Raw genomic sequence first — 13,560 nt, 5'->3', positions numbered from 1 at the left:
ATTGCGAACTGATGTTCTCTTCTGCCGAAGATGCAACCATCAAAGGAGCGGGCGCCATTGTTTTTAATCAGCTACAACTACTATAACAGAACCATAAGACAATAACCGACTAAAAAACAATAAATTATGACTACAACAAAAAGCTAAACCTATTACAAAAAAGTCTGCCACAAAGCTTCGGAGGCGCTGGGACAGGCTACTAAGTAAATTAGTTACATAAAATTTACTCAAGATGGTGCAGAAAACGCTGTTTCGCACAAGACAAACCTATTAATTCTCTCTGATCACCTGAAGCTTACAAAAGCTACAGATAAGATAATCATAGCTTAGAGTAAATACATACTCTGTCTGAGTATTAAAATTTTGTATGATGACAAATCTGCAGAAGATAGCTGCTTTTCCCCTTTTTCTATGCTTTTTCATAACAAGTATAACGGCTTGTTCGCAAGAATTAAAGCACGAAGATAACGAGGAGGATATAATTTTTAAAGATGAGCCTTCCACGCGCGAACTAAAGCATTATCAGGCGATACCGAATGACCTTGTACTGATTTATGACGGAGGAGCACACCGCAGCATCCAATGGAACAAGGAGCATTTTGCGCCTTATGTATCCGCACAGGTCAACGGGGAAGAAAACTGGCTGTTCGACGGCTTCCTTTTTTTGGAGATCCACGATGGACAAGGCCGCGGCTTTGCTTCCGGATACCAGGCCATGGCAGCACGTAAAACCGAGTGGGAAAACCTGCTGAAAAATTATTTCGCCAAAGGAAACGGTATACATGCTTTGAACGAACAGATAGAAGAGGTAAAAAAGGCCGGAAAGGTAACCGGAGAATTCGAAAAAAGAAAAGTTGTACTGTGTATTCCCGAGCCCATTCCCAATCAAACCGACTGGGGACAACTGAATGGCCGCTCTCTCCAGTTTTTCAAAAAGGAAGACCGGCTTGATGCCTGTAAATGGTACATTGACTATGCCGAACAGCTTTTCCAAAATGCAAGTTTTGAACACGTTGAGCTGATTGGTTTTTACTGGCTTGCCGAAGAAGCCACGAACAGTAGAAACCTGGCGAACGATGTAGCAGATTATGTATATGAAAAAAAATACGATTTCTACTGGATTCCGTATTTCAACTCCGACGGTTACTCCGAATGGAGAAACCTGGGATTCAATGTGCCTTATTACCAACCCAACTATTTCTTTAGTGAGAGCGTTCCCTATTCCCGACTTCAGGAAGCCTGCAACAGAGCCAACAAGTTCCAGATGAATATGGAAATTGAGTTCGACGACAGAGCGTTGAAAAGCAAGGGATGGGGATACCGATTAACGGACTACCTGGATGTTTATGAAAAGAACGGGGTTTTTGATTCGCTAAAAGTGGCCTATTACCAAGGGGGAGATGCTTTTTACAAGTTATCTCAATCCGAAAACGAAGAAGATTTAGCCTTGTATCAGCGCATTATTCACCTGATAACTCAAAGAGCAAACAAGCCTCGTATTGATCAATAATCAATCTTTTGTTACCAAAACAAGTTGATGATAAAATCAGAAGCACAGCTTCAAAAAAGAATTAATCGATTTTAAGAAAAGTACCTAACATAAAAATCTTTGAAGAAGGCAAGGAAGCCCTTGACCTCCTTATCCGTACCATATTTTGACTCAAATGTGAAATAGACACACCAAAAGTCTATAATCTAATTCAAATTCAGAAAGTTGACAAACTGAATTTTTAATCACTATGCAACTTAATTCATTTAAAAAAACAGTAAAAACTAAATCATGAAAAGTGACAAACGATCTTTCATTTGGAAGAACAGATTTCTACAAAATCTGATCTTAGCACTATTCTTTTTCTCAGCCAACGTTACGTATGCACAGGTTAACGTACAAGGAAAAGTAGCTGACACTAACGGAGAAACACTCATTGGCGTAACTGTTCTCGTAAAAGACACGAAACAGGGCACTGTCACTGATGCCAACGGAGAATTCACTCTTTCTGTGCCATCGACCAACAGCACACTGCTTTTTTCGTACGTAGGCTTTATTGCCCAGGAGGTGCCCGTATCTGGCAGAACCTATTTGAACATTACACTCGCGCAAGACACTGAAGAGCTTGACGAAGTGATCGTGGTAGGTTACGGAACTCAAAAGAAAGTGAGTGTTACCGGATCTGTAGCACAGATCGAAAGCAAAGAGCTGCTACAGGCTCCATCGGGCAACATCACTTCCTTACTATCCGGAAAACTACCGGGACTTTCCACTTTGCAAACTTCGGGGCAACCGGGATCTGACGGAGCGTCGATACGGGTAAGGGGGCTTTCCACCTTAGGAAACAGTTCGGCAACCCTGATTGTGGACGGAGTACAACGAAGCTTTGCTCAGCTTGATCCCAACGACATCGACAAAATATCTATTCTGAAAGATGCCTCTGCTGCTGCCGTTTATGGGGTACAGGGAGCTGGCGGTGTTATTCTGGTCACCACCAAAAGAGGAACACAGCAAGCGCCAAAAATTACTTACACAGGCAAGGTTTCTTATAACCAGAATACTTTTTTCCCTGAATTTCTGGACGGACCTGACTTTATTAAATGGTATAACAAAGCGCTCGAAATGGATGGAAAAGATCCGATTTTCACCCAAAGTCTTTACGAGAAAGCTCTAAATGGCGATCCCGAAGGAAAAATTAGTAACACCAACTGGTTTGATGAAATCATGAAACCGGGTTCCTTCTCAACTCACCACAACTTAAACGTAAACGGAGGAAACGAGTCTGTAAGATATTTCTTGTCGGCAGGTTATCTTTCACAGGATGGTATTGTAGACAACTTCGATTTCAAACGATACAATGTTCGGTCGAATATTGACGTAAAACTAAATCACGGATTTCGTCTGGAGTTGGATTTGGCAGCCCGTCAGGAAGACCGCAAAGCAGGATATTTCGCAGTATCGAACCAGGCATGGAACAACCCGATAACATTGGCATCAAAAGTGTTCCCGTTCTTGCCAACCACTTACGACGGATTACCGACAGTAGGCCATTTCAACAAAAACAACACGTTTAACCCGGTGGTTTACAACAATGTGGGCTACAATAACTCGGTACTAAATGTTCTGCAGTCATCTGCAAAATTTGCTTGGGAACTTCCCTGGATCAAAGGCCTGGAACTTGGCATTAAAATGAGCTACGATAAAGATTATACCACGCGCCGTGCATGGGCTGCTCCGGAAAAGGTGAACAGCTACGATATTGCTACCAATACCTACTCCGAAGTGCTGACAAATTTATCAGTAACTGCGAATAACGTAGAATCTTTCACCCACGCAACCAGCCAGTTCTACCGCAGAACATTACAGCCATCAATCAATTATGCAAATACATTTGGCAAACATGATATCTCCGGATTATTCCTTTTTGAAGAAGCATTGCAGGAAGGCGAAGATCTGGGGGCAGTAGCCATTGATTATGATGTTACTACCCTGCACGAACTGGACATGGGGAATGACATCAAAGACAATAACGGAAGGCCCAACGTATGGGGAAACAGCAGTATTTTCAGACGTGCCGGTTTTGTGGGCAGGATCAACTATGCCTTTGACAACAAATACCTGCTTGAGCTGGCCGCCCGTTACGACGGCTCATCACGTTTCGCTCCGCAAAACCGTTGGGGTTTCTTCCCCGCTGCATCTGCCGGATGGAGAATTTCAGAAGAAGCTTTTTTTAGCGGATTAAAAGATGTCATCGAAAACCTGAAACTTCGTGCTTCTGCCGGTGTGCTTGGTAACGACCTCAACGTAGGACAGTTTGCCTACCTGAATATGATGAGAAGAAACCCTGCCACCATTTATATTGGCGACAAAGAGTATATCTCGGTATATACTGCAGGTGAAGTGAACAGGGATATTACCTGGGAAAAAACAGCCACTTACAACGTCGGTTTTGAGTTAATGTTTAGCAGAGGGATATTCGGGATGGAGTTTGATTACTTCTACAAACACACCCGCGATATCCTGATCAGCGGAGGTAGCCTTTACCCCTGGTCTCTGGGAGGAAACTACCCGGGAACAGTGAACGGTGGAGAAGTTGCCAACCGTGGACTTGAACTGATACTGACTCACAATAACAAAGTTGGCCAGCTAAACTACAGTGTTAAAGGGAACCTGGGGTGGTCAAGAAATAAAGTTCTGAAAATGAACGAAAGCCCGAATACTCCGGCTTATCAAAAACGCACCGGAAGAAAACTGGGTGAAAAAATGGGTTTCATTGCTGAAGGCTTATATCAAAATGAAGAGCAGATCATGAACACGCCTACCTTGAGTCACCTTCAGAAGATTAGCCAGATCCGGCCCGGAGATATCATCTACAAAGATTTGAACGGAGATGGTAAAATCGAAAGATCTCAGGATTATACATTCCTGGGGAACAGCAGCTTCCCCGAATTGATGTACGGTCTTAACATGAGCGCTTCATGGAAAAACTTTGACGCTTCCGTATTCTTTCAGGGAGCAGCAATTCGTGACATATTCCTGAGTGGAGTTTACGGGAATGGAGCAGTTGATGCGACTATTTACACCCGTCCGTTCCATGGAAACGGGAACTCGCCCCGATTCCTGATCGAAGATAGCTGGACACCCGAAAACATGGACTCAGAATTTGCCCGTCTAACTACCGTTGCTGCCGAAGTTGGTAATGCAAACGGATGGGCCTCATCCTGGTGGATGCGCGATGCCAGTTACCTCCGGCTAAAAAATGCACAGATCGGCTATACCATAAACAGCAGCTACTTAAAAGCAGCTGGGATCGATGTTGTAAGGTTAAGTTTCACAGGATCCAACCTTCATACGTGGTCAGGGTTGAATAAGTATGGCATCGACCCGGAAGCTCCGGAGATAAGCAACGGATACTATCCGCAACAACGTACATACGAGTTCGGTCTAAGTGTAACATTTTAAAAAGGAACAACAATGAAAATAAGAAATTTTAAATATCAGCTACTCGCTCTGTTCACATTGCTACTCCTGGGCGCTTGCAGTGAGGAGTATCTAAACCCGGAGCCTCGCACGGTGTACACAGAAGCAGAGATTTGGAAGACAAAAGAGAATACCTATCTGTATATCAATGGTTTTTACAAACCCATTTATGAATATGGTCCGTATGGCAAAAAATATGCTGGAGTTGCACTGAACGACGGTTTTAGCGACATCGTAAAGTACAATCAACATGTGATGGGAGCCAATGGTGGAGATGTCAACAAAACAATCCTCAACCCTATCATCAGCCCAACCGGCATTGTATTGTCCGACTATCAATATGAATACAACCGTATACGCAGGATCAATGAATTCCTGTATGGTCTGGAAAATTACGTCACCTATTCCAACGAAGACAAGGTTCTTATGGAAGCCCAGGCCCGGTTCTTCAGAGGATTCCTGCACTTTATGCTGACTAGGAGCCATGGCGGAATAATTATCCGCGATTATATTGATGGCCCGAATGAAGCTTACAAAGCCAGAAGCACCGAGAGTGAATGTTATGATTTTATCACCAAGGAACTGGATTTTGCTGCCGAGAACCTTCCCGCACAATGGGAGGCTGCCAGCTTAGGACGCCTGACCAAAGGCGCGGTTTATGGCTACAAATCGAGAGTGATGCTCTATGCCGAAAGATGGCAGGATGCTGTTGACGCTGCAGAAGAAGTAATAAAAGAAGAGGGTAATTTTTACCAGCTGGAATCGGATTATGATAAAATCTTTAAAACCCTGGACAGCAAAGAAGGTGTTCTTTCTTATCGTTTCGGAGGAACTTTAGGACATTCATTCCATCAGCTGTATTGCCCCAAAGGAGATAAAAGCGAAGGTGTTATCGGTATCGCAGGGCCTACGCTTGAAATGGTTGATTCGTACCGGATGGCAGACGGGAGTGAATTCGACTGGAATAACCCGGAACATGCCGCCAACCCCTACGCAAACAGGGAACCCCGGTTTTATGCATCGGTTCTTTACAACGGTGCCAGCTGGAAAGGACGTACCATTGAAACGTTTGTAGGCGGACAAGATGGCTTTGAACCCTATGCTGCCCAACAAAGCTCAGGAGGTACCACTACAGGGTATTACATCCGTAAAATGCTTGATGAAAACGCTTCTATGGATCAGGTGAGCTCGCAAACCTGGTACGAAGTCAGGTATGCCGAAGTGCTTCTGAACCATGCCGAGGCACTCAATGAACTGGGAAGAGGTGAAGACGCCCTGGTTTCGCTCAATAAAGTCCGTACAAGAGCCAAGTTGCCAAAAATAACTGTTAGCGATAAGGAAGCGCTGCGCGAAATTATCCGGGAAGAACGCAAAGTAGAACTGGCTTTCGAAGGTCAGCGCTATTGGGATTTACGTCGTTGGAAACTGGCAACAGAAGTTCTTAACGGAGTAAGAATGCATGGTACCAAAATCACAAAAGATGGAGATTCATTCATTTACGAAACGGTAGAATGTGATGATAAGGATCGCGTGTTTAAAGAGAGTTACTACAAGCTCCCTGTTCCTCAAAATGAAATAGATAATAATCCTTTGTGCAAGCAAACACCGCTTTGGTAAAAAAAGAACAATCATGAAAAAGAATGTATATATATCATTATCGTTGTGCATATTCGGCTTAGCCTTTTTGCTGACAGGGTGCCAGAAAGCAGAAGAATTGGTTCCCACTGCCGGAAATAAACTGACTGCACTTAGTTTCCTTACCTCTGATTTGGTTGATACTAAAATTACTGTAGAGGAAACAGATACAGAAAGTGTTATCAAAATTGACGCTGATGTAAACGGGCTAAAAACCACCGATATGACTAAGATTAGCGTATCGGCGAACATTCCCAACAATGCCCGCGTAGAACCTGCTTTCGTAGGACCGGTTGACCTCTCTCAACCATACAATTTCGAGGTGGTTGGCGCCGACGGCGAACGTCAAGCCTATGTTATCGAGGCCCGTTTGAGCGTTGTTTATCAACATCGTACCCTGTGGAAAAAAACAGCCACCGAATTGGGCTTTAACAACCATAACAACGGCGCCGTAGGTTTTAGTGGCGATTATGTAGTGGTGCACGACAGGGGCGGATTATTTTACGCCAACATTTCGGATGGAGAAAGAGCCGGAAATATTTCCATGGAAGGCATCGACTGGGGCAGCCTGCAAAGAACAGTTCCGCTACACATGGCTACCGATGATGCGGGCAACATCGCTTCCTGTAACTTTGGAGTAGCTGAAGGAGATGTTATTCACATGTATTGGTGGGAAGGAGTAACAGCCACACCTAAAATGTTGTTTGAATATGTTCTGGATATTCCGGGAGTACAGGTTGGTAGAAAAATCTATGTTAGAGGAGATATGACCGACCATGCCTTCCTCTACCTGGGCCTTTCCAAGAAAAACATGTTCCTGCAATGGGAAATAAAAGACGGACAGGTAGTAACGCAAGAACCTCGAAGAGTGGATTATTCGCTCGACTATACCATGGGCGTACAAGCCAAAATTGTACCGATAGAAGTTGGTGCCAACAGCAACTATTTTGTGGCCCGGTACGAAGACGGCGTTGGCAAAGTTGCCATTACGTATATGGATGGAACAACCAACCAGCCCATCTATCAATCAGAGCACCATATTCAGGGAATTTATCACCAATGGTTAGGTGGTGGCCATGCTTTTGACTATGCCCAAATGGATGGAGCATACTATATGTTTATGATCGAGCAAAATGGAGGCAACTGGATGCGGGAGATTTTCGACATCAGAAAAGTAATGCTCAGACCTGATAAAATTAGTTCGATTATGGATCTAATTAAATTCAGGAATTGGAACGATTGGTTGAATTTCCCCTTGGATCCTAATTTTGCCAGCAACGGTAATGTTACCGGCGATGTGAAGGTAAAGGTTAGTCCCGACGGAAAATCGGCCCTGGTTGCTTTCTTGTGTACCAATGGAGGAGTAGAACTTTGGGAAATCTACTAATGCCCACTTCTCTGGATAGATAATAAAAGAGAGGTGGCTGAGTTATGGCACCAAGTTTCCTGCAATGTACCAACATCAGGAAGCATCTGCCAAAAACTCAGCCGCCTCTTTCTTTTTAATTGATTTCTTGGGTAGATATCAGATGATAAATAAACTCTACACTGTATTTCTCTGTCTGTTGATATTGGGCGCCTGCTCCCGATCAGATGGCTATGAACTTGAAGATGACGAGGTAAAATGGAAAGAACCTCCTGTCGAACTCCCTTCGATTCCGGTAGATGAAAAACCCCGGATTTTATGGATGGATGCTTCAGCGAATTTTGATTACCTGGCCAACAGTAAAGAAAACATTCGCACTTGTCTCGCTAAAGCCAAATACAGTGGATTCACTGAAATTGTTGTGGATGTAAGACCTACCTGTGGAGATGTTTTGTACAACAGCAACATTGTTGAGTCAATCACAACTTTAAACCATGTGCAAAGAACGGCTTCATGGGATTATCTGGGTACGTTTATCGAAGAAGCGCACAATCTGGGCCTGAAAGTGAATGCAAACATCAATGTGATGGTAGGTGGAAATTTACGCGACGGTGGTGTTTTGTACCGGGATAGCGACAAGAGTTCCTGGGCGACACAACTCTATTATCCGTCAGGCATCATTTCAATTATGGATGATGCGAAATCGCACGCCAAATTTTTTAACCCGGTAAACCCGGAAGTACAGGCCTATCTTTTGTCTCTCATCAGGGAGCTGGCTCAAAATTACTCCAAGCTCGATGGTATTATTTTGGACAGGGCTCGTTTTAACTCCATCGAAAGCGACTTCTCTCAGCTTACAAAGGCTGCGTTTGAAAAATACATCGGGAAAACGGTGGATTCTTTCCCCTATTCTGTTTTTTCCTGGAATGGCGACAAAGTAAAACCTGGAACGCATTACAAAGAATGGCTCGAATTCAGAGCAAAAATCACCTATGATTTCTTTCAAAAGGCAAAGCAAGCCATTAAGGAAGTAAATCAGGATATAAAATTTGGCACCTACACCGGATCGTGGTATTCATCCTATTACAACGAAGGAGTCAATTGGGCCAGTAACCGTTACGATGCTTCAGCCCACTATTCCTGGGCAACCCCGGCATACAAAAACTACGGATATGCCTCCCTTTTGGATTTATACATGACCGGGGCTTACGGCACAACCTTGTACGGCGCTGCAAATGAATGGACCGTTGAAGGAGCAATCCTGAATGCAAAGAAAGTTACCCTGGGAGATGTAAATGTAATAGGAAGTTTGTACGGACTAAACTACGAGAACAAGCCAAAAGATGCAGAAGAAGCTGTGTATATTGCAATGACAGTGGGCGACGGCTTGATGTTTTTTGATATGATCTATTTAAGAATGTACGATCAGTGGGATGCTGTTAAGCGGGGTATTGACCGTGCTTTGGCAAATGACTAAAAGGGGATTACATTCCCGGATGAGAATAAGAGTGAAGTAGAAAAAGATTGAATTTGTTTATCAAAAATAATGTAACAATGAAGCATTACTTATTAATGGGGGTATTTTGCCTGTTAGGATTAATGGGGTGTCAAACAAAAACATCCTGGGTGGATACTTCTTTGGCCCCAGCCATTTACCATGAAAAAGGGACAAAAAACCTAAGCTCGGTAGATCCCGAAAACAGGGACTTCCCGGGAGGACGAGGCCCGAACCATTTGGTGGCGTATACCAATGCCTTTGGCGAGAAAACCGGAACGAATGAATGGGGAAGTGAAGCCGTTATTCAGGGCGGGCTTGTGATAAACATTGGTGGTAATAACTCCGATATTCCCGCTGACGGACTGGTGCTTTCGGGAAATGAAAGTGCAAGCCGATGGATAAACCAGACCCTGAACGTAGGAATGGAAATTCAGCTGGAAGGCGATGTGATACATTATGCTACAACAGAAAACACCTACATTTACCAGGCACGCGAACTGTACAAAAAAGTACTGCAGCGTGCTGAAACCGGGAAAATGACCGACAGACAGGCCATTGACCTCTTCGTTAAAAACGGGCAGGCCGATTTCGCCGCTTTTGAAAAAGCAAAAAAAGAACAAAACACCGACTTGGCTTTAGCGCACGGAAAAAAGTTATTGAAAAGTGCGAAGAATCTGTATTACAGTTCATTTGAACCTCGCGAAAATGAGTTTCGTGGAGTTTGGGTTCGCTTAAGAGACAAAACACCCGAAGAATTAAGAGCCACCATCAGGCGCATGGCCGATGCCGGGTTCAATGCCATATTGCCGGAAACCATTTACGATGGTTATGCCATCTACCCCGATGCCCATGCCTTATTGCCTCAACTTCCCCAATTTGCAGGCTGGGATCCCATGCAGGTTATGACGGAAGAATGTGAAAAATTTGGTATGCAGGTTATTCCCTGGTGCGAAATGTTTTTTGTTGGAGGTGCCAATTCTCCCCTCGTAAAGCAGAAACCTGAATGGGTAGGCAAATTCAGACACGGAGAAATTTTTGCTGAACTGGAGCCAGGCTTTCATTATTTATGCCCTTCACGCCCTGAAGTAGCCGACTTCCTGCTGAAAACAGTCGATACCATGTTGGAAAGATATGCCATCAAGGAAGTACAGCTTGATTACATTCGCTATTCGTTGAGTGAGCCCTGGGACAAAGGATTTTGCTATTGCGATTACTGCCGAAAACAAGTGCGCAATCAGCTGAATTTCGACATTATGGCTATTTCTCCTGAAAACAAAAAGGAATGGGAGCAGTGGAACGACTACCGGACAAACAATATTACCGGCTTTGTAAAACAGGTGAACGATCTTCTGCAAACAAAACATACCGAAGTTAAACTCTCGGTTGACGTGGTACCCAACCCAATTGAAAGTACAAGGTTAAAATTTCAGAATTGGGGATCTTGGGTGAAAGGCAACCAGGTAGATGCCGTTTACATTATGAGTTACGCCATCGACAACGAGGTGGTGAGAAGCGAAACGCAAAGCTTGATGGAAATCACTGCTGGAACGGAGGTCAACTCAATTGTAGGCTTGGGCCCTTTCCTTGGTTTTACTCCGGAAACCTTACTGGAACAAATTGAAGTATCAAGAGAAGCCGGCGCTGATGGCGTATGTCTTTTCTCATTCAACGGACTAAACGAGCAACAGCTCGAAGCATTGAAACATGGTCCATTCCGCAGCCTTTAACCGAGATGAAACAGACAAGTCAAAACTGTATTTTCAAAAGAAAAGATGATGAACACAACACTATTTTTCAGATCACTTATCATACTCATTCTTTGGCTGGGGAGTTGGGACCTGTCCGGAAGCAACGCTGTATTGGCAAATGAAAAAAAACAAGAGAAACCCCTTTTTATGTGGTTGGACTGCCAGGCAAATTTCGAACGCCTGAGCTATCCTGATTCTGTTGATTACTTCCTAAAAAAAGTAAAACAAGCCGGCTTTACCGATTTAGTTGTTGATGTGAAATCCATCATGGGAGAAACACTTTTCAAAAGCAAATACGCCCCTTATATGGGAGAATGGAAAGGCTTTAATCGTCCCGACAAATACGACATGGTCAATGTGATTCTGAAAAAGGCCCGCAAACATAAGTTGGGCGTTTATGCTTCGTTGAATGTATTCAGCGGCGGGCATAACTTTTACGATCGTGGAATTATCTACGACGAACATGCCGACTGGCAATCCATCAACTATTGGATGGACGGTTTGCGACCTATTTCAGAAATGAAATGGAATTATAACGGAATGCTGAATCCCGCATTAGCTGAAGTTCAGGAATACCAACTCAACATAATTCGTGAGTTTGTAACAATGTATCCATCCATCAAAGGGATAATTCTCGATCGGATGCGTTACGATGGAATTACTTCGGACTTTAGTCTCCAGTCAAAAGCCATGTTTGAAGAATATGCCGGGGTTAAAATCGAAAAATTTCCCGAAGACATTATTTACTGGGCAAAGGACGAGAACGGAGCCGATATTTGGAAACGCGGCAAACACTTTAACCAATGGATAGAGTGGCGAGCCACCATCATTCATGATTTTTGTGCCGATGCAAGAAAAACCATCAAAGACATTGATTCAAATATAGATTTCGGAATTTATGCCGGAGCCTGGTATCCGGTTTATTACGAGCTCGGGGTAAACTGGGCCAGTAAAAAGTACAACCAATCCGTGAAGTATGACTGGGCAACAAAAAATTACCAAAACACGGGATATGCTGAGTTGCTCGATTTGTTTATGGGCGGCCTTTATTTTAAAGAGGTAACGATAGAGGAAGTCGAAAAAATGAATGAAGAAATGATGACCAACCGTACCGAAGCGGCAATGGGAAAAGGTCGTGAATACTGGTACTCGGTAGAAGGCTGTGCTGATATGGCCAATGAACTGATCCAGGAAGCAACTCCTTTTTACGGAAGCATCTACGTCGATCAGTACGAGGGCGACAAAGAACAGTTTGCTCGGGCGTTGAAAATGGCCCTTGACAAATCGGATGGCCTGATGCTTTTTGACATCGTACATATCATCAATAGTAATTGGTGGGATGTTCTCTCTGAAACCTTAAATCCATAAAGAACGGTGGCTCGTTTATGTCCCCCTTACACTAGTCTGCTTATTAAGTCCAGTTTGGCGATGAAAACCGATTACTCGTCAGTCGAAAATTGAATCCGGCATAAAAGCTCTCTCCTACTCACCCATTTTTCTCTGTTGCCCAAAGCCGGCAATTTTGAAAAAATGTGTAAAAGTGCCTTGTTCCTGCAGCGTTTCGTCCAAACCCAACTATCAAAATCGCCTATAAAATCAAAATATTGATTTTTCCTTTTGACATTAATAAAAATATTTATAAACTTGCCATGGTAAAATAAAAATAAAACTACAATCAGCCTGTGGATCTGTTCTCAAGAAATATTGACGATATCAATAACCAAAACCGTCAGCTGGCGCAAAAACGTAAGATTGTTGCCTTGTTGAACCGGTCTGAGAAGGAACTTACGATCCCCGGGATCTGTAAGAAGGTGAAACTAAGTGTCCCTACGGGTACCAAACTCATCAACGAGCTCATCTGCGATAAAATTATTATCGATTCAGGCAAGAAGGAAACCGACAACGGACGGCGTCCTGTTTTGTACAAAGTGAATCCCGAATACGCCTATTCAATTGGCCTCGTTATTCAGTTAAAAGGAATTTCGATTTCTATATTCAACATGGAGATGAACGAGGTTTACTCAAACTCAGATGAGAACTTCGTGTTGGAAAATTCAATTGCGTGTCTCGAAAATGTGGTTGGCATTATCCGGCAGGCAGTCGACAATTCACAAATTGAACCCAAAAGGATTCTTGGAATGGGCATCGGAATTACAGGACGCGTTAATGCGCGCACCGGCTATTCCTACAACTATTTCAACTTCCTTGACGGATCTTTGGTCGATTTTTTTTCGGACAAGTTTGACTTCCCGGTTTATGTTGACAACGATACCCATGTTTTGGGGCTTGCAGAACAGTATTTCGGAAAAGCACGAAACATTCAAAATGCCTTTGTGCTGAATCT

Annotated in this window: 8 protein-coding genes; all 8 read left to right on the top strand. The window is 43.6% G+C overall.

The window, feature by feature from the left end; genetic code table 11:
- Window positions 1-367 precede the first annotated feature (367 nt).
- The gene (locus tag D1614_RS23470) at window positions 368-1,510 is read left to right on the top strand and encodes a DUF4855 domain-containing protein (protein ID WP_206610134.1); all 1,143 of its coding nucleotides are present in this window, start codon (window positions 368-370) and stop codon (window positions 1,508-1,510) included.
- A gap of 270 nt (window positions 1,511-1,780) precedes the next feature.
- A complete protein-coding gene (locus tag D1614_RS23465; protein ID WP_119440438.1) occupies window positions 1,781-4,951 on the top strand; it encodes a SusC/RagA family TonB-linked outer membrane protein in 3,171 nt (1,056 codons plus the stop codon).
- A 12-nt stretch (window positions 4,952-4,963) separates the two neighbouring features.
- Complete coding sequence (locus tag D1614_RS23460) at window positions 4,964-6,586, top strand: RagB/SusD family nutrient uptake outer membrane protein (protein WP_119440437.1); 1,623 nt, start codon at window positions 4,964-4,966, stop codon at window positions 6,584-6,586.
- 13 nt (window positions 6,587-6,599) lie between these two features.
- Window positions 6,600-7,991: a DUF5018 family protein gene (locus tag D1614_RS23455; RefSeq protein WP_119440436.1), complete on the top strand. Its 1,392-nt coding sequence runs from the start codon at window positions 6,600-6,602 to the stop codon at window positions 7,989-7,991.
- A gap of 142 nt (window positions 7,992-8,133) precedes the next feature.
- On the top strand, window positions 8,134-9,447 hold the full coding sequence (locus D1614_RS23450) for an alpha amylase family protein (RefSeq protein WP_162304617.1): 1,314 nt from the start codon (window positions 8,134-8,136) through the stop codon (window positions 9,445-9,447).
- Window positions 9,448-9,524: 77 nt separating this feature from the next.
- Complete coding sequence (locus D1614_RS23445; protein ID WP_119440434.1) at window positions 9,525-11,195, top strand: glycoside hydrolase family 10-like protein; 1,671 nt, start codon at window positions 9,525-9,527, stop codon at window positions 11,193-11,195.
- A gap of 48 nt (window positions 11,196-11,243) precedes the next feature.
- Window positions 11,244-12,584 carry an alpha amylase family protein gene (locus tag D1614_RS23440; protein WP_241558155.1) on the top strand — a complete coding sequence of 447 codons (1,341 nt, stop codon included), beginning with the start codon at window positions 11,244-11,246 and terminating at the stop codon, window positions 12,582-12,584.
- A 314-nt stretch (window positions 12,585-12,898) separates the two neighbouring features.
- A partial coding sequence (locus D1614_RS23435; RefSeq protein ID WP_147384365.1) for an ROK family protein occupies window positions 12,899-13,560 on the top strand: 662 nt, incomplete at its 3' end.

Source organism: Maribellus luteus, from assembly GCF_003576475.1.
In the GTDB taxonomy this organism is placed as follows: Bacteria; Bacteroidota; Bacteroidia; order Bacteroidales; family Prolixibacteraceae; genus Draconibacterium; species Draconibacterium luteum.
This window is presented reverse-complemented; position numbering and strand designations above follow the sequence as displayed.